Consider the following 23247-nt stretch of genomic DNA (forward strand, 5'->3'; position numbering starts at 1 on the left):
CCGGATGACGGTTTTGCGTCAATCGGCGAGCGCGGCAGCGACGACCTTGGCCGCATCGCCGGGCGTGCCCGGGCTGGTGCGCAGGGGTATTTCCTTCAGGAAGAACAGGATGACAAGAGCGAGGAGCGACAGCGCCGCGGACATCATGAAGACGTCGTGGAACGACTCGGCAATCGCCGTTGCCACGGCCGGCCGCAGATCGGCCGGTACGGAGCCGATGGCCTCGGGGCCGGCATGCATCAACTCGGTACCGGGCGAGGCACCCAGCACGGCACTGCCCGGGACGCGCAGGATCAGCCCGTTCAAACGGGCGAGCAGTACGGCGCCGAACAACGCCACGCCAAACGATCCGCCCATCGAACGGAAGAAGGTGATGGAGGCGGTCCCGCTGCCGATGTCGCGCGCGTCGACGGAGTTCTGTATGGCCACGAGCAGCGACGGCATGATCAGACCGATGCCGAGACCGTTCACCGCCAGGTAGACGCCGGCCAAAGGCAGCGGCGTAGCGCTCGTCACCGTCGTGAGCAAGCAGAGGCCGGTGATGCTGACCGCCAGTCCGATCATCGGAAACGGCTTGTAGCGGCCGGTGCGAGCGACCATCTGTCCGGCACTGATGGCGCCCACGACCGTGCCGGCGGTCAGTGGGATCAACATGAGCCCGGAAGCGTCGGCCTGCATCGAATAAACCAGCTGCAGGAACAGCGGCATGAAGACGATGCCGCCCAGCATGCAGATCGACATCAGCAGATTGGCTGCATTCGCGACCACGAATACCCGATTGTGGAACAGGCGCGGCGGCAGGATCGGTTCGCTCGCATGACGCTCCTGAAAGATGCAGCCGACGAACAGCACCACGGCGCCGGCGGCCAGCGCCTTGATCGCGAGCGAATCCCACGGCACTTCCTCGCCGCCCATGGTCGTGATCAACAGCACGCAGCAGACCGCGGAGACGATCAGGATGGCGCCCAGATAGTCGATCTTGTGGCGCAGCCGTTTGGCCGCCAGCCGCTTCAGCGTGGCCTGCGAGGCGATGAGCGCGCCGATGCCGATCGGCAGGTTGATCCAGAAGACCCAGCGCCAAGTCAGATGATCGACGAACAGGCCGCCCAGCACCGGGCCCACCACGCTCGCCGCCGCGAACACGCTGGCGATATAACCCTGGTAGCGTCCGCGTTCACGCGGCGAGATGACATCGGCGATGGTCGCATGCGCCATGGCCAGCAGACCGCCGCCGCCCAAACCCTGAAGCGCCCGGAATACGATCAGCTGAACCATCGTGTCGGCCAGTCCGCACAGCAGGCTGGTCAGCACGAACAGGCTGATCGCGATCTGCAGCATCAATTTGCGGCCATAGAGATCGGACAGCTTGCCATAGATCGGCGTGACGGCGGTCGCCGTCAGCAGATAGGCCGAGACGACCCAGGACAGATGGCCAACGCCCTGCAGATCCGCCGCCATGCGCGGCAGGGCGGTGGCGACGATGGTCTGATCGAGCGCCGCCAGGAACATGCCGAGCATCAGCCCGGCAATGATGACGATCGTCTCGCGATGGGTGAAGCGGGTTGGGCTCGGCGCTGGCGCGGGTTCGGCGGACAAGTATCGACCTTTCGGACTCGGGACAGCCGCCGCCGCGCGGCCGAGGGCGCGAGGCACGGAAACCCTTACATTACTCAGCAATCAGGATGAACCGATTGTACGGCGGCGGCAGACGCAAAAATCGATATCCTGGGTGCGTTACAGCGCATGGCCGGCAGCTCGCGCGCTCAGAGGTTCGACGAGCGTCGCGGATCTGCTATAGCGACGAGTGTCGGGGCGATGGAGAACGACATGACCGAACAGCCGATGGTCGAACAGAGCGCAACTGCGTCGGCCGGCTATGCCCTGCACAAGTCGCGGTTGTTCGTCTTCGTCGATGTGAAGGAGAAAGCGAGCGCCCGGCAGGTCGTCGAGGGGGCACCGCCATTTACGCTGCAGCGGCGTTTCATCGGTCACGATCTGGCGGCGGTTCATTCGGCCTCGTTCGGTAACCATCCTCTGATTCACCCAGATCAGAGGGACGGCAAGCGTCTCTGGCAAATCGTCGGCGCTGGAGAAAGCGACACCACGAGGAGCGGCGTGTCGCCGGCGCATCGCAAGACAACGGGGCTCGCCATAGCCGACGATCTGCACCCCGCCGTCGTCGCCGCCCTCGGCGGACACGCCGGAAGCGGACCCGGCCGCCGCTTGTCCGCCCTGCAATTGACCCAGGCCGGGCTCAAGCTGGTGAATGGCCAATTTGCGCGACCACCCAACCATGCCCGAGACTGGTCTGCCGCAGACAAGGACTTGTTCGATCCCGGCCGGACGGGGCTGAGCCTCGCCCTCTCACCCTCGGCGCAAGGCCGGTTGAAGACGACAGCCACGGAAATCCTGGTGACGGTCGTCGATGTGATGGCGATCTTTCCGTCCCATTTCGGCCTGATCATCGTCGAACTCAAAGTGCATGCACCGGGACGCGAACAGGTCGAGGCCGGGTGGATCGAGGAGGCGCTGCACATCCTCAGCAACCGCGGGCGGCGCGCGTCCTGCCTGCTCGCCACCTTGAAGCAGCCGACGTCAGGAAGCCTCACCGAACTGATCGCGGCCGTCATCCCGTCGCAGCATTGCCACGTCCCTTCCTGGAACCGCCTCTACACCTACACCGTACTGGTCTTGAACGACTTCACCGGCGCGAACGCGGATGTCGACGCGCTCGCCTTCCGCTGTGCGCGTCACTACACGAAGGACTACAAGCTGAGGCGGGAGGTCGTTGCCGCATCCGTGCAACGGCCGTTCGACTCCGTGGTCCATGTCTTCAGCCTGGAAGGGGGCGCCTCGGTCGTCGATGGTTCGGACCGGTTCATGGGCAGCCAGTTCGTCAGCCGGGTCGAGCATCTCTATCTCTGGCTGGCCGCCCTCGCCTACCATGAGCATATCTACCTGGTGGATCTCGTCCAGAAGCGGGTGCCGATCGCGGCGGGCAGCCAGTCGAACTCCGATCGGATGACGGGCATCATCGGCGATTTCCTTGAATTCCGGCTGCGCCATCGCATGCCGCTCGTCAGCGACATCGAGATGCACAACGAAGTCTATGCGGGGCTTCGAAAAGCCCTCAGGCTCGATACGCTCAGCGACAAGCTCGGGGGCGATGCGACGGCGGTCGAGCGGTTCAATGCGCAGATGGCGGCGACGAACGCGGAGGCACGGCGACATGCCCAGCTGGAAAAGCGCAAGAAGAGCGCCCGCGGCGATGCCTTGCCTTCGGCGGTCATCATCTTCGGCCTGACCTTTCTGGCGTTTTCCAGCCTGGCCGAAAAGATCGAGAAGCTGCTCATGCCCGATCTGGCGGAATCGTGGAAGAACGTCGTCGTCCTTGCCTGCGCCTCCTTCTTCGCAGTGTTGGGTGCGATACTCGAATTCAAGCGCAAGCGGCGGGACGCAGACAAGGATCCGGAGGAAGACGATCGCCTGGAATCAGGGGGTGACTCCGACGGAGGAACGACGCACGAGATCAAGCAGGCGGCCGCGGCCGGCGCCTCGTCGGCCACGCATTAGCTCATCTCGCAGGGCTCAAGCCATCGGACGAGGCGGTGCCGAGTAGGCGCGCAGTGCCGGGACCGATACGATTTCATCTTCCGGCCAGCGCACGGCCGTCAGCGCGCCGCCGAACACGCAACCGGTATCGATGCAGAGGACCCGTCCAAACCGACGCGGCAGGCGCATCGGCGTGTGACCGTGCACGACGAGCGCCGACCCTCGATAGTCGACCGCCCAGTCGCGCCGTTCCGGCAGTCCGAAAGCATCGATTTCGCCCGTCGTATCGCCATAGAGCGCGAAGGCGTCGACCGCGTTTCCGGTCCGCCCGATCATCGCCTCTCGGAGGCCGGCATGGGCCGCGACGAGCGCCCCGTCGTCGAGCCAGAGATGGCGCGGTGCCGTCTCTACGAACGTGCTGAATCGCGCTACGAGCCGTTCGCGATCGAGGTCCGGCAACCGGGCAAGCTGTTCAAGCGTTTCGGCCAGGCCGTGCGACGGCGGGCCTTCGCCGCGGCCGGCGAGACGCCGAACCGCCTTGACGTCGTGATTGCCCGGCACCGCTAAGGCCGTACCGGCGTCCAGCATGTCCAGGACCAGCCGCAACGTCTCCGGAGAATCCGGACCCCGATCGACGAAATCGCCCAGGAACACGACGCGGCGGCCGTCAGGGTGGGACCAGGTCGGCGTGGGCTCGTAACCCAGCCGGCGCAGCAGCGTCGCGAGTTCTTCGGAGCAGCCATGGATGTCGCCGACCAGATCGAAGGGACCCTGTTCCGTCCGGCGGTCGCAGGGCAAGGGCACGCGCTCGATCGATACCGGCCCATCGGCGACATCGATGGTTTCGATGCCTTCCTTGCGGAAGGCGGCCCTGGCACGGGGATCGATCGGCGGCAACAGCAGGGCTGCGCGCGGCGCCCGGTGTCGTTTGGCCAGATGCAGAACCGGTTGCCGGTCGCCGGCGGCCGGGTAGTCGCCGCGCACGACCGCCAGGCCGCGGTCGGCCAGCCGATCCTCCAGCGCCGGATCCTCGCCATCGAAGATTTCCGCCGGAGAAAAATGCGTCGTGAGCAAAGCCTCGCGCGCCGCGGCGGAGCCGCCGAGCAACAACAGCAGCGCGAAATCGGGAATCGCGATGGTCGACATCGGGCAGACCTTACTCCTGCACCTCGGCGATGCCGAACCCGCAAGCCTTGAGCGCGGGCAGCATGTGGCGCGGTGGCGGCGCCGTGACTTCGACCCGGCCCCCGCCCGGCACGTGAAAGGCGATGGCGCGGGCATGAAGATGCAACCGCTCCCCCGGTCCGGCCGGACGGCCATACTGCTCGTCGGCCACGACCGGGCAGCGCAGGAAGGCGCAATGGACGCGGATCTGATGGGTGCGGCCGGTTTCGGGCGTCAGTTCCAGCCAGCTCCGTCCGTCGCCCTGGCCCAGCGTGCGATAGCGCGTCGCCGCCGACTGACCATTCTTGTCGATCACGCTCGACCAGTCGCCGGCACGGCGCACCCGCTTCAGCGGCCGGTCGACCCGGCCCCCGGCCTCGGGCGGCGCGCCATCGACCACGGCCCAATAGGTCTTGTCGACCGCTCCATCCGCGAACAACTGGTTCAGCCGCCGCAGCATCTCGGGCGTCCGGCCGAGCACGAGGCAACCGCTGGTGTCCCTGTCGAGGCGATGGGCGAGGCCCGGCCGGTCGGGCAGGCCCAGACGAAGCGCCTCGAAATGATCCTCCAGGCTCTGGTAGGTGCCCGGCGCCCGGTGCACCACGATGCCGGCCGGCTTGTCGAGCACGAGGATCTCGTCGGAGCGCCAGAGGATGCGGCCGATCAACTCGTCCGGCGTCATCCTAGAGTTCGACGATCAGGCCGTCGTAGCCCGGCTCGACCCCGACCGGTACGAGCCGGCGGATGGTCTCGAAGTCGCTGCTCTGGTCCATGTGGGTGAAGATCGCCCGCCGCGGCTTCACCCGGTCGATCCAGCCGAGCGTCCGCTCCAGATGGCTGTGGGTCGGGTGCGGCGCCTCGCGCAGGCAATCGACGATCCACAGCTCTGTGCCGGCCAGCGCCTCGAACGCAGCATCGTCCAGCCGCACCACGTCGGTCGAATAGGCGAAATTGCCGATCCGGAAACCATAGGACCGGCTGAAGCCGTGGTCCTGTTCGAACGGCACCACGGGAATGCCGGCGGCGAGGAACGGCCCGTCGATCTCGTGAGCGCGGAGCGAGGGCCGATAGAAGTTGTTGGCCGCGGGATCGTCGACCACCGCATAACCGAAGCGCTGGCGGATATCTGCCAGGGTGTCGGCCGAGGCCCAGAACGGGATCTGCGCATCCATCAGGCGATTGACGGCGCGCAGGTCGTCGATGCCATGGGTATGGTCGGCATGGCTGTGGGTAAACAGCAGCGCATCGATGCGGCGGCATTGGGCGGTCAGCAACTGCTGGCGCAGGTCTGGGCCGGCATCGACCAGGATGGTCTTGTGCTGGCCCGTATCGTCGGTCGCATCGATCAGGATAGACGGGCGCAGGCGCCAGTTGCGTGGGTTCGCCGGATCGCACAGGCCCCAGTCGCCGACGGGAGTCGGAACGCCCTGGGAGCCGCCGCAGCCGAGGATGGTGATGCGCAATGCCGTCATGCCGCCCGCGCCGCCTTTGTGAACAGGCGATGGAAATTCCCGGTCGTGGCCTCCGCCAGTTCCTCGGCCGATACGCCCTTCAATGCGGCGATCGCGGCGGCGGTGTGGACGACGAACGCCGGCTCGTTCCGTTTGCCGCGCATCGGTACCGGCGCCAGGTAGGGCGCATCGGTCTCGACCAGCAGCCGGTCGAGCGGCACGGCCCGGACGATGTCGCGCAGGTCGCCGGCATTCTTGAACGTGATGATGCCCGAGAACGAGACATAGAAGCCGAGATCGAGCCCGTGCATCGCCAGGTCGCGGCCGGAAGTGAAGCAATGCAGCACGCCGGCGAGGCGCCCGCCGTCGCTTTCCTCGGTCAACAGCCGGGCGGTATCCGCGTCGGCCTCGCGGGTATGGACCACCATGGGCACGCCGGCCCGCTTGGCCGCGCGCGCATGGGTCCGGAACACCTCGGCCTGGCGGTCGCGCGGCGCATAGTCGTAGTGATAGTCGAGCCCGCACTCGCCGATGCCGATGACCTTGGGATGGTCGGCGAACGCGACCAGCGCCGCCTCGTCCGTATCGGGCTCGCTTGCCGCCTCGTGTGGATGGATGCCCACGGTGCACCAGATGTCCGGATCGGTCTCGGCGATCGAGCGGATCGTCGGGAACTCGGTAATCTTGGTGCAGATCGTCACCATCGTGCCGACGCCGGCCCGCCGGGCCCGGGCGACGACCTCGCCGCGCTCGGCAGCGAAATCGTCGAAATCGAGATGGCAATGGCTGTCGACCAGCCGGGGCAGCGCGCTCATGCCTTGGGCGTCTCGATCCGCGGGAACACGCCCTGCGGCGCAGGCAAGGGCGTGCCGGCTGCGATCGGGCCATGCGCGATCGCAGCGAAATCCCGGGCGTCGGCCGGGATCGCCAACTGATCCAGGATCTTGACGCCGGCATCGGGCATGACCGGTTGCACCAGGATGCCCAGGATGCGGATCACCTCGACCAGCACCGCCAACACCGTTGCCATACGGACGAGATCGGTCTTCTTCAGGGTCCAGGGCGCCTGCTGGTCGATATAGAGGTTGGCCCCATCGCTGACCGCCCAGATCTGCGCCAGCGCCTGATGAAGCTCGCACTTTTCCATCGCAGCCCGCAGGCTGGGCAGCAAGGCCCGCGCCTGTCCCAGCAGTGCCTCGTCCTCCGCCGACAGATCCCCCAGCGCCGGGGCGGCGGCGGCACAATTCTTCTGCACCTGGCTGAGGACGCGCTGCATCAGGTTGCCGAGGTTGTTCGCCAGGTCCGCATTGATCCGGTTGATCATCGCCGTCTTGGAAAAATCGCCGTCCTGACCGAACGGCACCTCGCGCAGCAGGAAATAGCGGGTCTGGTCGAGCCCGTAGGTCTCGATCAGGTCGAAAGGATCGATCGTGTTGCCGAGCGACTTCGAGATCTTCTGGCCCTCGTTCGTCCACCAGCCATGGGCGAATACGCCCTGTGGCGGCGGCAGCTCGGCCGCCATCAGGAACGCCGGCCAATAGACCGCGTGGAAGCGCACGATGTCCTTGCCGACGACATGGAGATTGGCCGGCCAGAAGGTCTTGTAGGCCTCCGCGTCCATGTCGGGATAGCCGACGGCGGTGATGTAATTCGTGAGCGCGTCGAGCCAGACGTACATTACATGCGCCGGATCGTTCGGCACCGGCACGCCCCAGCGAAAGCTGGTGCGCGAGACCGACAGGTCGCGCAGGCCCGACTTCACGAAACTCACCACTTCGTTTCGCCGCGCGTCCGGGCCGATGAAGCCGGGGTTTTCTTCGTAGAATTTCAGCAGCTTGTCGCCCCAGGCCGAGAGCTTGAAGAAATAGCTGGGTTCCTCGACCCATTCGACCGGCGCGCCGGTCGGCGCCTTGCCGTCGATCAGGTCGGCCTCGGTGTAGAACGCCTCGTCGCGGACCGAATACCAGCCGGAATAGGAGCCGAGGTAGATCTCGCCGCGATCGATCAGCCGCTGCCACAGCGCCTGGCACGACGCGATATGGCGCGGCTCGGTCGTGCGGATGAAATCGTCGTTCGAGATGTTGAGCGCGCGCGCCAGCACGCGGAACTGCTCGGAAACCTGGTCGCAGAAGGTCAGCGGATCGATGCCGGCGGCGGCGGCCGATTTCTCGACCTTTTGGCCATGCTCGTCCGTTCCGGTCAGGAAATGCACCCGGCGCCCGTCCAACCGCATGAAGCGGGCCATCACGTCGCACGCCAGCGTCGTATAGGCGTGGCCGATATGCGGCTTGTCGTTCACGTAATAGATCGGCGTGGTGATGTAAAATGGCCGCCCGTCGGGCATCCTGCTCTCCCGGTTCATGGAGCCCGTCCGACGGCCCCGGGAACGTCAGCGCGCGGCCGCACCCAAGGTGAAGAAGGCGTCGAGCACGACCTGCTTGCGATCGAGATTCACGGCGTCCGCCCGCCCGAACAGGGCCCGCAGGTTTTCCCACACCTCAACCCATTGATCAAGGCGGCCGAACCCTGCCATGCGCCGCATCAGCGTGCCCTCGCCCGGCAGCACCTCGCGTGACGTGCCCTCGGCGGCCCCCGCCACCATGCGCGCCAGGAAATCGACCAGCAGGTCGGTCAGCGTGCGATAGAGTTCCTCCGCCTCGCCGCGCGCCACCGCATCGGCGAGGCGATGCAGACGGACACCGTCGAGCTTGGGCAGGGTGTCGAGCAGCCCGACCATCTCGCGATACAGCACCAGCCCTTCGGCATCCGCCAGCTCGAGCGCACGGCCGACCGAGCCATCGGCCATGCGCGCCAGGATCGCGGCATCGTCGGCGGCGAGGTCCGGTCGATGGTCCCGCAACAGCCGCACCACCTCTTCGGCGGCGAGCGGCTGCAGGAACAGCTTGCGGCAGCGCGAGCGGATGGTCGGCAGCAGGCGGCCCGGGGCATGGCAGACCAGGAGCAGCAGCGCCCGCTTCGGCGGTTCCTCCAGAACCTTTAGCAAGGCATTGGCAGCATTGCGGTTCATCTCGTCGGCGCTGTCGATCACGACGATGCGCCAGCCGCCTTCGGCCGAGGTCATCCGCAGGAAATGCGAGACTTCGCGCACGTCGTCGACGACGATCTCGCCGCGCATCTTCTTGCGTTTGGGATCCCAGCCGCGCTCGACCGTCAGGAGGTCGGCATGGCCGGCCGCGGAAATGCGCCGGGCGACCGGATGGCCGGGATCGACATGCAGGTCGGTCGGCACCGCGACCTCGCCGAACAGCGACGGGCCGGCATCGTCGGCACCTGCGCCGGCCAGCAGCCAGCGGGCGAAGCGGAAGGCGAGCGTCGCCTTGCCGATGCCGCGCGGCCCGCCCAGGATGATCGCGTGAGGCAACCGGCCGGAGGCCACGGCCTGCAGCAACCCGGCCTCGGCCACCGCATGGCCGAACAGGTCGGGATTGCGGCGTGGTGCGCGCGGATCCGCCTCCGCCTCGTCGCCGGACCCCTCGCCTGCCGCCATCTATCCCTCGCCCGACTCGCAACCCCGAAACCGCTCACCACATCACACGGAACGGCGGCCTTGGCAATCACACCATATGGGGCCTCAGTAAGCCGACGCGATGGGCGAGCGCCGCCAGCTGGTCGCGGCGCAGGACGGCAATGACGAGCCCGCAGGTCCAGACGCTGCACGCCTGCTTGAACAGGATGCCGCCGTCGTTGTACGGGTCGATGCCGAGCGGCGAGACCAGGTGGAAGAAGATGGCGCCCGTCATCAGCGTGATGGCACCCAGGCCGCCCAGCCCCTGCAGGCCCGGCGTCAGCAGGATGATCGCACACAGGAGTTCGCACGAGCCCGTGCCGATCCGCATCGCCTTTTCATGGCCGTGGAAGCCCAGCCAGTCGGTCAACGTGGTGAACAGGTCGACGCTGCCGGGATGGCCCAGGAATTTATACTGCAGGTACCAGATGAAGATGTAGACGACCCAGAGCGTCGCGATCCAGGCGACCGTCGATCTGACGGTGTTTCCGGCGGTTCTATCCATGTCTGCGATACTCCCCGAGGCGGCACAGCCGCCGTTGTGCAGCAGATATCGGCCGACAGGAGCCGTCGCGCACGACACAATGTCGCGAGCAGAGCGCGAGTTCTCGTGATCGGCAGTGCGGCGGCACGGCGCTTCGGCACGATTGACGACCCTACGCAAATACCTGGAACATGCAGAACCGGGACCGGATGCGGGGGCTTTCGCGGTGTTCAACAGCACGATCATCGACGTGGCGGCCGGCGTGGTGTTCGCCTTCCTGGCGATCAGCCTCGCCGCCAGCTCGATCAACGAGGCGATTGCGTCGTTCCTGAACCGGCGCGCCACGGGCCTGCTCGGCGGCATCCGGAAATTATTGAACGATTTCAGCGAAGACGGGATCGTCCTGCAGATCTACAATCATGCGCTGACCCATCCACAGGGCGACGGTGCGGCCACGACGGTCGGCGAGGTGAACCGCCCTCTGCCGGCCTACATGGACTCCGGCAAATTCGCCATCGCCCTGATCGAGGGCATTGCCACGCTCCATGCGCCCGCGCCCGATGCCGCGGCCGTCGTGGTTCAGGCAACGGCGACGGATGCGACGGCCGATGCCACGGTGACCGTGTCGGTCGTCGATGCGACCCCGCCGACGCTCGATCAGGCGTTGATGAACATCCCCGATCCTCAGCTGCGTCGGACGCTGCAAGGGCTCTATGCCCGGGCGAACGGTGAAATGATCCGTTTCGAGGCGGCGGTGGCCGACTGGTTCGACGCTGGAATGGACCGGGTCAGCGGCGCCTACAAGCGCTATAGCCAGCTCTGGGCATTCCTGATCGCGCTCGGGCTCGCCGTGCTGCTGAACGTCGATGCCATCAACATTGCCAAGGTGCTGTGGCTGCAGCCGTCGCTCGCCAAAGGCATTACCGGAGCGCCGATCGGCAGCGCGGCGGAAGTTGTGGCCGAGCTCGGCAAGCTGGGCCTGCCGGTCGGCTGGACAGGCTGGCCGATCGGCACCTATTTCGCCCAGGACCTTACGCTGCTGGGCTGGTTGACGGCACTGACCGGCTGGCTGATCACGGCCCTGGCGACGCTGTTCGGCGCCCCATTCTGGTTCGATCTGCTGCAGCGGGTCGTGAAGCTGCGCGGCGCGGGTCCGGCGCCCGGCGACAAGACCTGACCGATGCCGCTCAGTGGCGCAGGATCTTGCCGAGAAACGCGCGGCTGCGCTCGGTCCGGGGTGCGGAGAAGAACTCTTCCGGCGTCCCGATCTCGACGATGCTGCCCTGGTCCATGAACACGATCCGCTGGGCCACCTTCCGGGCGAAACCCATCTCATGGGTCACCACCATCATGGTCATGCCCTCCTCGGCGACGGCGACCATGACGTCCAGCACCTCGCTGATCATTTCCGGATCGAGCGCCGAGGTCGGTTCGTCGAACAGCATGATCTTGGGGCGCATGCACAGGCTGCGGGCGATGGCGACCCGTTGCTGCTGCCCGCCGGAGAGCTGGCTCGGATAGGAGTCGAACTTATCGGCGAGCCCGACCTTGGCCAGCATGTCCCGTCCCGCCCGCTCCGCCTCGGCACGTGGGGTCTTGCGGACATGGATCGGGGCGAGCGTGACGTTTTCGAGCGCCGTCTTGTGCGGATAGAGGTTGAACTGCTGGAAGACGAAACCGACCTCGGTCCGCAGCAAAGCCATATTGGTCTCTGGATCGCCCAGACGCTGGCCGTCGACCGACAGCGTGCCGCGCTCGATCGTCTCCAGCCCGTTGATACAGCGGATCAGCGTGCTCTTGCCGGAGCCGCTCGGGCCGCAGACGACCACGACCTCGCGCGGACGCACGCTGAGCGTGATGTCCTGGAGCACGTGGAGCGAGCCGAACCATTTATTGACGCCGCGAAACTCGATCACGTTCTGCTGACCTCCCCGATCTTCACAGCTGGACTTCGGCATGGGCGGCCCCCATGCGGCGCTCGAGCCGCCGGGCGAGCGCGATGAGCGGATAGCAGACCGCGAAATAGCCGAGGCCGACGATCGCGAATACGAGCAAGCCGTTCGGAACCCGCTGCACGACGAGCCAGCCGACCCGGGTGAGATCGGTCAGCCCGATCGCGGACACGACGGACGAATCCTTGATCAGCAGCACATACTGGCCGACCAGCGACGGCAGGATGATGCGCATGGCTTGAGGCAGCACCACGTGCCGCATCTGATGCCATTGCGGCAGGCCGGACGCGAGCGCGGCCTCGACCTGCCCTTTGGGTACTGCGGCGATGCCGGCGGCGACGGTCTCGCAGATGAAGCAGGCGGCGAGGTTGCTGAGCGCGATGACGCTGGCGTCGAACGCCTCGAGCTCGATGCCCAGCTCCGGCAGGATAAAGAAGATCAGGAAGAGCTGCACCAGGAACGGCGTGCCGCGGATGAGGTCGACCCACACGCCGATGGTCCGGCTGATCAGCCGGTTGCCTCCGGCCCGCAATATGCCCATCGCGAACCCGATCAGCGAACCGGCGACCAGACCGATCAGCGAGACCACGACGGTCGTGCCCAGGCCCCGGAGCGCCAAGGGATAGCTCGAGGCGATGCTGAGCAACTGTTGCCAGATCATGCCCGGACCCTCAAGGCGGCGGGCCGAAGACCGAGCCTGAGCGTCGCCAGCGCCGCCACGCTCTTCAAGCCGTAGTACAGCAGGAGATAGCAGGCGGCGGTGGTGAGAAAGGCTTCGGCCGGCATGAAGCGGTCGGACGCGAGCAACTGTCCGGCCCGCGTCAATTCGGCGACGGCGATGAGCGACAGCAGGGCGGAATCCTTGACCAGCACGATCGCCTGGCTGAGCAGCGGCGGGATCGCGACCTTGAAGGCCTGCGGCAGGATGACGAGGCGCATGCGTTGGCCATAGCCCATGCCCGACGAGATGGCGGCCTCGACCTGCCCGCGCGAGATGGACAGGATGCCGGCCCGGATGATCTCGGCGACATAGGCGCCGCTGTTCAGCGACAGGGCCAGGACGCCGACCACACGTTCGGGCAGAACGATGCCCAGCCGGGGCAGCCCGAAATATAGAAAATACAATTGCGCCAGCAGCGGCGTCGCCCGGATGGCGTCGATGAACACCGCAGCCGGAACATGGAGCAGCTTGGCGCGCTGCAGGTTCATCGCGCAGGCGATGATCCCGACCGCCAGGGCGCCGGCGAACGCCAGCAGGGACAACCAGAGGGTCGCCATCAGTCCGTAGCCGAAGTCGGGCAAGGACTCCAGGATGACGCGAAAGCTGAAATTACCGAGCATGTCGCGGCGACTTTCTTCTGCGACCCCGAGGGTCGTCCGGCACCATGATCGACCGGCTGGAGGCGGATCCGCGGGCGCTTACGCCCCGCAGACCCGCTCCCATAGCCGCTGCTTCGTTCAGTGGTCCTTCTTCCACGCGTCCGAATTGACCCAATAATCCAGGTTCTGCTTCAGGCGACCGTCGAGCGTCGCCTGATCGAGGAACAGGTTCATCCAGATCAGCAGGTCCTGCTCGTCGTACCGGACGGCGAAGGCCAGCGGAGCCTTGGACAGCAGTTCCGATGCGATCGTGAAGGTCCCGGCCGGATAGGCGGAGGATTGCCCGGTCACGGCGGAAACGTCGTTCACGCCGCAATCGGCCTGCCCGTTGTTGACGGCATCGAGCAGCAGCGGGCCGCCGCCCTTGTAGCTCTTGATCTCGGCCTGGGGGAACGCGGCCTTGGCTTCCTTCTCGCCCGTCGCCCCCAGCAGCACGGCGATCCGGGCGCCCGGCGTCTTGCAGGCCTCGGTCGCGTTGAACTTGCCGCCGGCCTTGGTGAAGACGACGCTGCCCGTGTACATGAACGGCTTGGTGAAGCCGACCTTCATCGCCCGCGCCAGAGTCGGGGTCATGTCGCCCACCAGCAGGTCCGCCTTGCCGGAGAGCAGCGCCGGGATCAGCCCGTCCCAGTCGAAATTCAGGAAATTGACCTTCACGCCCATTTCCTTGGCCATGAGCTCGGCCAGTTCCACGGAGCTGCCGGTCCGCTTGCCGTCTTTGTCGACCATCGAGAACGGCGGTCCCTGGGTCTGCACCGCGACGCGCAGCTCGCCGCGCTTGGTGATCTCGTCGAGCGTTCCGGCCTTGGCGTCGACGGCGCCGGCCACGAACAGCAACCCCAGTCCCGCGGCGAGCAATTTGGCAATCTTCATTCGGCGTTCCTCTCTGTTATACGCTGCCCTTTTCGGGCTCTGCTTGGGGCGATCGCCCGAAGGTCGTCTTGGTCAAGGTTCCCACGTCGTCGTATCCGAGACCTGGATGCCGCGCCGGGCCAGCTCCGTCAGGAACGGGCCGTCCGGCACATGCATCAGGGGATTGAGCAGGCCCACGTCCGCGATCTCGCCGCGCGCCAGCATCTGCGCCACGATGCTGGCTGGAGATCCGACGCCGATGCTCATGGCGAACAGGCCGGAGCCGAGATCGCGCTCGATCACGAGATCGGAAGTCACCGTCTTGCGGCGGCCGCCCTGGATGCCGCGGAACACGTTGCGCATCACGCAGAGATCTTTCTCGTCCGCGCCATACTGCAACTGGGGGCCCAGCAGGCGGCCCAGAAATTCGCGAGGGCTGACGTCGCAGGACAGACCCGGCACGGGGGTCTCGGACAGGAAGCCCAGCTTCTTCAGCGGTCCCCAGAACGCGGACCATCCGGGCCAGCGCAAGGTATAGCGGCCTGCGCGCCGGAGCGAACCGACGGCGCCCAGCATCTGGGCATAATGGACCGCATCGCCGTTCGGGATCGCTTCCAGCCTGCCCAGGCCGGCCACGTGGATTTCATGGATGAAGGTATTGCTATGCTGCTGACGGGCCGGAATCTCGACACGCTCGCCCTCGTCGAGCAGGACCGCATCGCGGTTCTGGCTCATCAGGACCATGTCGAAGTTCCAGCTGACCTTGTAGCACAGGGGCTGGACCCGGGCCGCGGGCTCGGGAATGCCGCCGCAATAGGAGTCGATCGCCTCGATCGTGTCGAACTCGCGCGCGGCGCGGCGATAGAGCACGAGGTCGATGCCGGGATCGAGACCGCACTCGGTCATCACCCCGATTCCCGCAGCCTGCACCGCCGGCCGAAGATCTTCGATCGACTTGGCATAGTTGGTGGTGACCATCGGCGTGCGCGTCTCGATCGCGGCCTGCACCGCCTCGCGCATCAAGGGAAGCGGCAGGAGATCGATCGCGACATCCACGTCGCGCAGGACGGTTGCCAGGACCGCGTCCATCGGACCTTCGGGAACGACCAAGCGGACGCGTCCGGGCTCGACCAATCCCGCGAGCAGGTCGAGGCCGGCCGGCGACGGGTCGACGCAGACGATGTCCGAGACGTCCGGACAGGCGGCCAGATCGGCGAGCGCCGCCCGCCCCTGCAGCCCCAGGCCGCCGAGAACCGCGACCTTCATGATGCGGCCGATCGGCGCGACGGTGTTTCGGGTTCGTCGGACCAGCAGCCCGTGGGCAGGCCGACCCACTTGTTGCAGGACGCCATGACCACGAAGGTCTCGGTACGCGTGATTTCGCCCGGCTCACCCACTTTGGGAATGAGCTCGCTCGTCACGCGGTAGAGATCGGCGACATCGTCGGCCACCACCACTTCCGCGATGATGTCGAAACGTCCCGTGACTACCGAGGTGGATGTGACGAACGGCAGATCGGCGATGCGCTGCGCGATCTCATGGATATGGCCGCGCCCCAGCGTATTGACGCCGACGATGGCCGAGATCAGCTCCGGGCGAACCGCCAGGTTCAGCAATCCGACGATCCTGACCAGCTTCTTGTCCACCAGGCTGCGCAGGCGCGAACGGACCGTCGGGACCGATACCGCCATCCTCTCTGCCAGTTCGCCGACACCGAGCTGCGCATCTTCGGACAAGAGCCTGACCAACCGCCGGTCCGTGGGGTCGAGGCGTTCCCTCATGAGCAGCTCTTTTCATTATATGCGGGTTTTTCGCGAGATATTTTCTCTTATGGAAAATCAGTAGAGCTAATTTTTCCGAATAGCAATGGTCGACGTCGCGCGCCGCTCGGAGCGCGATATCTGGCGATCTGCTGAAAGCGGGAAAGTTGCCGGGACTGATTGCTAGGCGGATCCCAAGCGGGACACCACAGCCTGCAGGGCGGCGGCCTGCACGTCGTCCCGCGCGCGTGCGGCATCGATGACGACGGTCCGGCCGGGATCGCGGGCGGCCTGGTCGAGGAACGAGGCCCGAACGCGCCGATGGAAGTCGAGATCGAGATCTTCGAACCGGCCTTCGTCGATGGCGCCGTCGCTGAGGCGGCGGCGGCTGCGGGCGAGGCCGATGGCCGGGTCGATGTCGAGCAGGAGTGTGAGGTCCGGCTGGGCGTCGCCCGTGGTACCGGCATGGATGTCGCGGATCAGCCCCTCCGGAAGGCCGCGGCCGGCACCCTGATAGGCGATCGTCGACCCGACATAGCGGTCGCATATGACGGTGATCCCCGCGGTGAGCGCCGGCTCGATCACCCGCCGCAGATGCTGGACGCGGGCCGCGCCCATCAGCAGCAGTTCGGCGGCCGGATCCCAGGCCGGAGCATCGGCCGCCAGTAGCAGCGCGCGGAGCGCCAGACCCTCGGGCGTGCCGCCGGGCTCGCGTGTCGCCAGCACGTCGTGACCCAGGTCCCGCAGCGCCTGGACGAGGTGCGCCGCCATCCCGCTCTTGCCGCCGCCCTCGCCGCCTTCGAGCGTGACGAAGCGGCCGCGCCTGTTCGGGGCGCCGCTCAGCTCTTGCGCTTCCAGATGAGGGCTTCCAGCCCCTTGGACATGCGGCCCATCGGCCCCAGGCGTGCCACGTCGCCGGCGGTGGCGAGCGGCACGGTCTGCGGCGCCATGTCGGGGGCGGTCACGGTCAGGGTGCCGACCACGGTGCCGGCCGCGACCGGGGCCTGCAGCGGCGCGTCGTAGCTGACGGAGACCTTCATGTCCTTGCGGGCACTGCGCGGCAGGGTGACCTGGAGGTCCTGGGTCGCGACCAGCGGTACCTTGTTCTTCTCGCCCAGGAATACGTCGGCCTGGTCGAGTTCGTCGCCCTTCTTGACGATCGGATAGTTCTGGAATTCGCGGAAGGCGAAGTCGACGATCGCCTCGGCTTCCTGGGACCGGCCCTTCATGCTCTTCAGGCCGGTCGCGACCATGATGATATGCCGGTCGCCGCGCTTCACCGACACCGTCAGGCCGAAGCCAGCTTCGTCGGTATGGCCGGTCTTGATACCGTCGGCGCCGCTGTTCTTGTAGAGCAGCGGATTGCGATTGCCCTGCTTGATACCGTGGTAGGTGAAGTCGAGCTCCGAGAAGTAATGGTAATATTCCGGGAAATCCTTGATCAGCCGCTCGCCGAGCGTGGCCAGATCGCGCGCCGTCATGTAGTGGTCCGGATCGGGCAGCCCGTCGACGCTGGCGAAATGGCTGTCCTTCAGCCCCATGGCCGGCGCCATTTCGTTCATCATGTGGATGAAACTGTCGGTCGAGCCGGCGATGCCCTCGGCCAGCACGACGCAGGCGTCGTTGCCGGACTGGATGACCATGCCGCGGATCAGGTCCTCGACCTTGATCTTGGCGCCCAGCACCACGAACATCTTGGAGCCGCCGGTGCGCCAGGCGTTCTCGCTGACCGTCAGCTCGTCGTCGAGCTTGAGCTTGCCCTTCTTCAACTGGTCGAAGACGACGTAGGCCGTCATCATCTTGCTCATGGAAGCGGTCGGGATCCGTTCCTCGCCGCCCTTGTCGTACAGCACCGCGCCGGTATCGAAGTCGGTGATGTAGACGTGGGTGGCCCCGGTCTCGAACGCGGCCTGCGCCGGATGACCGACCGCCAGCAAGGCGGCGGCGAGAATGAAAAGGCCGAGACGGCGGAACGAGAAAGCGGCCATGATGTCGAAACCGATGCGATGAGGAAAAGGACCAAGATGCTTCTGGGCGATGGGCCCGAGTATCAGTCGACGACGATCTTCGCTTCCGTGGCCCCGGCGCCGACGGCGCGCGCCAGCACCTGGTCGGCCTCGTCGACCGAGCCGATCGGCCCGAGCCGGACGCGGTAGACGTCGATGCCGTTGACGCGCGCGCCGGTGACCGAGACGTCGCCGAGGCCGCTCAGCCTGGCCTTCATGCGTGTCGCATTGTCACCCAGCGAAAAGGCGCCGGCCTGGACATAGATGTGGGTCGGCTTGACCGGGTAGAGCAGCACCATGTTCGGCAACTCCGGCTCCTGCAGGCTCGCCGGCCGTGCGGCTGGCGGCGTTGCCGGCGCCGCAGCGGCCTGGGCCGCCTGTGGCGGGGCCAGCGGCACGCCTACGGCCGGCGGCAGCGCCTCGGCGACCACCGTCTGGTGGGGTGCGGCCTGCGGCACCTCGATCGGCGCGGTATCCGATCCGTTCAACCGGGCGATCGACTGCGCCTGGATCGATTCGCTCGACAGTACCTTGACCCTGACCTTGGCCGTGCCCTGGCCCTCGAAGCCCAGCAGCTGGGCCGAGCGGCGCGACAGGTCGATGATCCTGTTGCCGACGAACGGCCCCCGATCGTTGACCCGAACCTCGATCGAGCGCCCGTTCTCCAGGTTGGTGACTTGCACGATCGACGGCAGCGGCAGGGTCTTGTGCGCGGCCGACAGCGCATTCTGGTCGAACTGCTCGCCGTTCGCCGTCGCCTTTTCGTGGAAATCCGGACCGTACCAGGACGCGATGCCGGTTTCGTCATAGTTCAGGTCGGCGCTGGGATAGTACCAGACGCCGTTGACCGGATAGGGCTTGCCGATCTTGAAGGTGCCCTGGCTCTTCTCGGCGCTCGACGTCTGGACGGCGGCCGGCTTCGAGGCGCAGGCGGCCAGCGCCAGGCTCAGGACCAGACAGGCGGCCAACGGGACCGGCCGACGCCGACTCATCATCTAGTGTTCCAGACGCAAGGTGATACGAAAATCTAGTAGGTCGAGCCTATCAAGTCTCGATCCGGTCGGCAAGGTACGAGACCGCCGTGGCGAAGTAGAGCGAGCGGTTCCACTTCATGATCGCGCGGTAATTGCCATAGACCATCAAGGTCGGTCCGCCGGCCCCGCCCGGTTGTACCAGGCCCGCGTCGATCGTCGCCTGGGGCAAAGCGCCGCCGTCGTTGCGCTTGACGCCGAGGGCGCGCCACTGGTCGACGGTGCGCAGCACCTGGCCACCGAGCAGGGACGGATCGAAGCCGGTCGGCAGCAGGACCGGCCGGCCCCAGGTGTAGTCGGCCTGCCAGCCGAGGTTGGCCAGATAGTTGGCGATCGAGGCGAGCGCATCGCGCTTGTCGTGCCAGATGTCCTGCTTGCCGGTGCCGGCATAATCGACGGCATAGGCCAGGAACGTCGACGGCATGAACTGGGTCTGCCCCATGGCGCCGGCCCAGGAGCCGCGCAGCTCCTCCGGCCGGATCCGGCCCTGGTCGAGGATCTTGAGCGCCGCGATCAGTTCGCGACGGAACAGCGCACCGCGCCGGCCGTCATAGGCGAGCGTGGCCAGGGACGCCACGATCGGATAGTCGCCCTGCACCCGCCCGAAATCCGTCTCGATCGCCCACAACGCCACGATGAAGCGCGGCTGCACGCCGTATTTCGCGCCGATTTCGGCAAGCAGCCCCCCGTCGTCGGCCATGTGCTGGCGTCCGGCCTGGACCCGCGCGTCCGACACCACACGGGTGATGTAGGTTTCGAACGTGATGGTCGATTCCGGCTGGCGCTGATCGAGCTCGAGCACGCGCGCGATCGGCGCCACGCCGGCGAAGGCCGCATCGAGCGTGGCCGGGCGGATGCCGGCACCGAGCGCGTCCTGGCGAAAGGCGGCGAGCCAGGTCGGAAAGTCCTGGTCGGCCGCCAGCGCCGTGCGGATGCCGCCCATCGCCAGGGGCGCCGCAGCCGCCGCGGCAGTCAGGCGAACGAGAACGTCACGGCGGGACAGGGACAAGGGCGGATCCTGAATTAGGGGTCGACGGTTTGCGTGCCACAGGGGGTTTGTGGTGCCACAGGCAGGCGGCCCCTGGCAACCGCCGCCAGGCCTCGCGGGGCGCATGCCCTCCGTGTGACACGGGATTATGGCGGGGCCGCGGCGGCTGGGATTAGGATGGTCATCATGAGCAAGGCCTTCACCAAAGAGACCGAGACCGACGAGGCGGAAGAACTGCCGGACGAACCGGAGCCGCTGCCGCCCGGCACCAAGAACTACATGACGCCGGTGGGCTTCAAACGCCTGTGGGACGAGCGCGAGTTCCTGGTCAAGAAAGACCGGCCGAAGGTCGTCGAGGTCGTATCCTGGGCCGCCGGCAACGGCGACCGGTCGGAGAACGGCGACTATCTCTACGGCAAGAAGCGCCTGCGCGAGATCGACCGGCGCCTGCGCTTCCTGACCAAGCGGCTCGAAGCCGCCGAGGTGGTCGACCCGAAACGTCAGCAGGGCCTGCGCCAGATCTTCTTCGGCGCCACCGTGACCTATGCCAACGGCCGCGACGAGGAGATGACCGTAACCCTGGTCGGCGTCGACGAGGCGGACATGGAGCGCGGCCAGATCAGCTGGATCTCCCCCGTCGCCCGCGCGCTCATGAAGGCCAGGGTCGGCGACACGGTCGAGGTCAAGACCCCCGCCGGCCCGGAGCCGATCGAGGTGCTGGACATCGAATATCGCCTGCCCGCCGACCTGGGCTAGCGACGAGAGCCATTGACCCCCCGCCCCCCGATCCGTTATCCGCTTGTCTCGAGGCGAGGATGGGTGGCCGAGCGGTTTATGGCTCCAGTCTTGAAAACTGGCGTGGGTGCAAGTCCACCGTGGGTTCGAATCCCACCCCATCCGCCATAGACATATTCGCCAGTGTTCGCATATGTCTATAAATTGGCAGAATCCCTCGAATAAACGCTTAATCGGCATCGTGACAGTCTGCCATTGTTCGCCCTTATTCGGCATGAGATGATGGGTGAAATGGTGGGTCGTAGTGCTCCCTGCCGCAGCAATCGTGTCGACGTCTGAGAGCTACCCATCATGGCACCCCGCACAGACGGCTTAAATGCTAAGAAAGTCGAGACAATAAAGAAGGTGGGATATCACGCTGACGGCGGCGGCCTGTATCTGCAGGTCACGCAGGGTGGCGCGAAATCATGGATTTACCGGTATCAAATTAAGGGGAGACGGCGCGACATGGGCCTCGGGCCGCTCTCGCTGTTCTCGTTGGCTGAGGCCCGCGCAAAGGCTCTCGCAGCCCGAAAACTGGCCTATTCGGGAATAGATCCGCTAGATGCTCGGCGTTCAGAATCTGTGGCTGCGGCTGAAAAGGCCGCGCGTTCAATGACGTTTCGTCAATGCGCCGAAGCATATGTGGCAGCACATCGGCCGAGCTGGACGAACGAGAAGCATGCAGCCCAGTGGCCCGCGACGCTGCAAAATTTTGCCTATCCCGTGTTTGGCGAAAAACCGGTTTCCGAAATTGACGTCGATCTTGTGATGCAGGCGGTCGAACCTAACTGGTCAGTTCGCACCGAAACGGCGAATCGCCTTCGCCAGCGCATCGAGGCGGTACTCGACTGGGCCGCTGTCCGTGGGTATCGGTCTGGTGAAAACCCGGCGCGCTGGAAAGGCAATCTCGAAAGCCTGCTCCCGGCGAAGGGGCGCATCGCTCAGGTCGAGCATCATGCTGCGCTCGCTTATGCGAAGATGCCGGGGTTCATGGGCTCGTTGAGGACGCAAGCTGGCGTATCTGCGAGGGCGCTTGAATTCGCAATTTTGACAGCTGGCCGAACCGGCGAGGTGATCGGGGTCCGTTGGAACGAGATTGATTTCCGGGCGCGACTTTGGACCGTGCCGGCCGATCGCATGAAAGGCCGCAAGGAACATCGAGTCCCTCTAAGCGCGATGGCTCTGCTCATTCTGGATGACCAAGCCAAAGCTCAGGTCGCGGCAATGGAGGTCGGCGCAAGTCCGCAGGCCGATGCGTTCGTGTTTCCTGGAGGGAAGCCGGGGAATCCTCTATCGAACATGGCGCTGTTAGCTGTTTTGAAGCGGATGAAGCGTGCCGATTTGACCGCTCACGGCTTCCGTTCGACATTTCGAGATTGGGCTGCCGAGAAATCGAATTTTCCTTCCGAGGTTGCCGAAATGGCGCTCGCCCACACTGTCGGTGACAAGGTCGAGGCAGCCTATCGCCGCGGAGATCTCTTCGAAAAGCGTCGCCAACTCGCAGAGGCTTGGGCGCGCTTCTGCATGGGCGCGTCAGGCCGGCTCGCGAAACCCTGAGATGATCTCCAATATCCGCCTCACCATTGTGGCAGTCCCTTCGAGGGAACGGTGCATGTCAGCCGAAGCAGGGGGGATATCTTGTACAGAATAAATGTAAACCTAGATGCAAGGATGACAGATTCCAAAGCGCGGAGAATACTTTTCCGCAAGATTGAATCAGATCTTCTGAATGCGGATCAGAGCCTGATAAATGGAGAAATTGACGGCCGGCACGCCGCACAAACGGCTTTAGTTAATCTTCTGGGAAACTTGGATGGCTTGGGCATCAAATCGACCGCGTTGATAGCATTGCTTGATGCTTTGATTGACCTTGATCAAGGCACCGTAACCCCGATTTTGGAGCCTACGACATTCGCCAACCGCCACCCGGAGCGGTCAATGGTTGGGCAGATCAAAGGAGCGGCATTGTTCACGGTCGAGTTGCTACAACGGCAAGGATCGTCAGAAGAGGATGCCCTTCGCCAGGTCGCCTCGGTTTTGGAATCCGCGGGGTATCCTTTCAAGGCGCGGAAGGCAGACCAGCCCGCATGGAAAATCGTCAGGAACTGGAAGGACCGCTTGTCGAAACTCCCTCATGACGCGCCTGAGAAGGACGGGATGCGGCGGTTCTCGTTGGAAGCGGCGCGCAGGCTGTGAATAAGCGTGGAATAAGGCCCCCGTTTTCGGGGTGATCGGCTTCCAATCGGGACCCCGCAGGCGTCGGGGCCACATTGGCTTCCATGAGCATCATGGGGGCCAGGATTGGGATGCTGGTAGTGGAGACA

The 23247-nt window shown here is 65.7% G+C and carries 23 protein-coding genes and 1 tRNA gene; 6 read left to right on the top strand and 18 right to left on the bottom strand.

All coding sequences use genetic code 11. The annotated features are described in order from the left end of the window. Positions 1 to 18: 18 nt before the first annotated feature. Entirely contained in the window at positions 19 to 1596 is a 1578-nt protein-coding gene (locus VGV37_RS25890; RefSeq protein ID WP_326882690.1) for an MDR family MFS transporter, read from the bottom strand. 231 nt (positions 1597 to 1827) lie between these two features. On the opposite strand from VGV37_RS25890, the gene VGV37_RS25895 reads away from it, so the two are divergent. Next, on the top strand, positions 1828 to 3573 hold the full coding sequence (locus VGV37_RS25895; RefSeq protein ID WP_326882691.1) for a hypothetical protein: 1746 nt from the start codon (positions 1828 to 1830) through the stop codon (positions 3571 to 3573). A gap of 15 nt (positions 3574 to 3588) precedes the next feature. Here the strand turns inward: VGV37_RS25895 and VGV37_RS25900 are convergent, their stop codons facing one another. The 7 genes from VGV37_RS25900 to VGV37_RS25930 form a co-directional block, all read right to left on the bottom strand. Further along, entirely contained in the window at positions 3589 to 4698 is a 1110-nt protein-coding gene (locus VGV37_RS25900; RefSeq protein ID WP_326882692.1) for a metallophosphoesterase, read from the bottom strand. 10 nt (positions 4699 to 4708) lie between these two features. Then, complete coding sequence (locus VGV37_RS25905; RefSeq protein ID WP_326882693.1) at positions 4709 to 5398, bottom strand: RNA pseudouridine synthase; 690 nt, start codon at positions 5396 to 5398, stop codon at positions 4709 to 4711. 1 nt (position 5399) lies between these two features. Continuing rightward, positions 5400 to 6188 (bottom strand): MBL fold metallo-hydrolase, encoded by a 789-nt coding sequence (locus VGV37_RS25910; protein WP_326882694.1) that lies wholly within the window; start codon positions 6186 to 6188, stop codon positions 5400 to 5402. Then, positions 6185 to 6982, bottom strand: coding sequence for a TatD family hydrolase (locus VGV37_RS25915; protein ID WP_326882695.1), 798 nt, complete (start codon positions 6980 to 6982; stop codon positions 6185 to 6187). Before VGV37_RS25915 ends, VGV37_RS25910 begins: the two co-directional genes overlap by 4 nt. Next, positions 6979 to 8511, bottom strand: a complete 1533-nt coding sequence (gene metG / locus VGV37_RS25920; protein WP_326882696.1) for a methionine--tRNA ligase — start codon at positions 8509 to 8511, stop codon at positions 6979 to 6981. The genes VGV37_RS25915 and metG overlap by 4 nt, the downstream gene beginning before the upstream one ends. Before the next feature lie 45 nt (positions 8512 to 8556). Further along, positions 8557 to 9675 carry a DNA polymerase III subunit delta' gene (locus tag VGV37_RS25925; protein WP_326882697.1) on the bottom strand — a complete coding sequence of 373 codons (1119 nt, stop codon included), beginning with the start codon at positions 9673 to 9675 and terminating at the stop codon, positions 8557 to 8559. Between the two features lie 67 nt (positions 9676 to 9742). Further along, positions 9743 to 10198 (bottom strand): hypothetical protein, encoded by a 456-nt coding sequence (locus VGV37_RS25930; protein ID WP_326882698.1) that lies wholly within the window; start codon positions 10196 to 10198, stop codon positions 9743 to 9745. Between the two features lie 142 nt (positions 10199 to 10340). Here VGV37_RS25930 and VGV37_RS25935 point away from each other — a divergent pair, with 142 nt between their 5' ends. Further along, positions 10341 to 11354 carry a hypothetical protein gene (locus VGV37_RS25935; protein WP_326882699.1) on the top strand — a complete coding sequence of 338 codons (1014 nt, stop codon included), beginning with the start codon at positions 10341 to 10343 and terminating at the stop codon, positions 11352 to 11354. A gap of 10 nt (positions 11355 to 11364) precedes the next feature. Here the strand turns inward: VGV37_RS25935 and VGV37_RS25940 are convergent, their stop codons facing one another. The 10 genes from VGV37_RS25940 to VGV37_RS25985 all read right to left on the bottom strand — a co-directional run bounded on the left by VGV37_RS25940 (position 11365) and on the right by VGV37_RS25985 (position 20167). Further along, positions 11365 to 12093, bottom strand: coding sequence for an amino acid ABC transporter ATP-binding protein (locus VGV37_RS25940; protein WP_414638101.1), 729 nt, complete (start codon positions 12091 to 12093; stop codon positions 11365 to 11367). Between the two features lie 22 nt (positions 12094 to 12115). Continuing rightward, positions 12116 to 12790, bottom strand: a complete 675-nt coding sequence (locus VGV37_RS25945; RefSeq protein WP_326882701.1) for an amino acid ABC transporter permease — start codon at positions 12788 to 12790, stop codon at positions 12116 to 12118. Continuing rightward, on the bottom strand, positions 12787 to 13470 hold the full coding sequence (locus VGV37_RS25950; protein WP_326882702.1) for an amino acid ABC transporter permease: 684 nt from the start codon (positions 13468 to 13470) through the stop codon (positions 12787 to 12789). Before VGV37_RS25950 ends, VGV37_RS25945 begins: the two co-directional genes overlap by 4 nt. Before the next feature lie 117 nt (positions 13471 to 13587). After that, positions 13588 to 14382: an ABC transporter substrate-binding protein gene (locus tag VGV37_RS25955; RefSeq protein WP_326882703.1), complete on the bottom strand. Its 795-nt coding sequence runs from the start codon at positions 14380 to 14382 to the stop codon at positions 13588 to 13590. Between the two features lie 72 nt (positions 14383 to 14454). Further along, positions 14455 to 15627, bottom strand: a complete 1173-nt coding sequence (locus VGV37_RS25960) for a saccharopine dehydrogenase family protein (RefSeq protein ID WP_326882704.1) — start codon at positions 15625 to 15627, stop codon at positions 14455 to 14457. Next, entirely contained in the window at positions 15624 to 16142 is a 519-nt protein-coding gene (locus VGV37_RS25965; RefSeq protein WP_326882705.1) for an Lrp/AsnC family transcriptional regulator, read from the bottom strand. Before VGV37_RS25965 ends, VGV37_RS25960 begins: the two co-directional genes overlap by 4 nt. A gap of 162 nt (positions 16143 to 16304) precedes the next feature. Next, positions 16305 to 16979 (bottom strand): dTMP kinase, encoded by a 675-nt coding sequence (tmk, locus tag VGV37_RS25970; RefSeq protein ID WP_326882712.1) that lies wholly within the window; start codon positions 16977 to 16979, stop codon positions 16305 to 16307. Continuing rightward, positions 16961 to 18109 (bottom strand): D-alanyl-D-alanine carboxypeptidase family protein, encoded by a 1149-nt coding sequence (locus VGV37_RS25975; protein ID WP_326882706.1) that lies wholly within the window; start codon positions 18107 to 18109, stop codon positions 16961 to 16963. Before VGV37_RS25975 ends, tmk begins: the two co-directional genes overlap by 19 nt. Before the next feature lie 62 nt (positions 18110 to 18171). After that, a complete protein-coding gene (locus VGV37_RS25980) occupies positions 18172 to 19122 on the bottom strand; it encodes a septal ring lytic transglycosylase RlpA family protein (RefSeq protein WP_326882707.1) in 951 nt (316 codons plus the stop codon). Positions 19123 to 19171: 49 nt separating this feature from the next. Then, complete coding sequence (locus VGV37_RS25985; protein WP_326882708.1) at positions 19172 to 20167, bottom strand: lytic murein transglycosylase; 996 nt, start codon at positions 20165 to 20167, stop codon at positions 19172 to 19174. Positions 20168 to 20332: 165 nt separating this feature from the next. Between VGV37_RS25985 and greB the strand changes: the two genes are divergently transcribed. The 4 genes from greB (at position 20333) to VGV37_RS26005 (ending at position 23119) form a co-directional block, all read left to right on the top strand. After that, positions 20333 to 20902, top strand: coding sequence for a transcription elongation factor GreB (gene greB, locus VGV37_RS25990; protein WP_326882709.1), 570 nt, complete (start codon positions 20333 to 20335; stop codon positions 20900 to 20902). A 57-nt stretch (positions 20903 to 20959) separates the two neighbouring features. After that, positions 20960 to 21049: transfer RNA gene (locus tag VGV37_RS25995), tRNA-Ser, on the top strand. 183 nt (positions 21050 to 21232) lie between these two features. Next, the gene (locus VGV37_RS26000) at positions 21233 to 22480 is read left to right on the top strand and encodes a tyrosine-type recombinase/integrase (protein WP_326882710.1); all 1248 of its coding nucleotides are present in this window, start codon (positions 21233 to 21235) and stop codon (positions 22478 to 22480) included. Positions 22481 to 22594: 114 nt separating this feature from the next. Continuing rightward, positions 22595 to 23119 (top strand): hypothetical protein, encoded by a 525-nt coding sequence (locus VGV37_RS26005; protein ID WP_326882711.1) that lies wholly within the window; start codon positions 22595 to 22597, stop codon positions 23117 to 23119. Positions 23120 to 23247 lie beyond the last annotated feature (128 nt).

This window comes from Aliidongia sp., from assembly GCF_035943795.1.
In the GTDB taxonomy this organism is placed as follows: Bacteria; Pseudomonadota; Alphaproteobacteria; order ATCC43930; family CGMCC-115725; genus Aliidongia.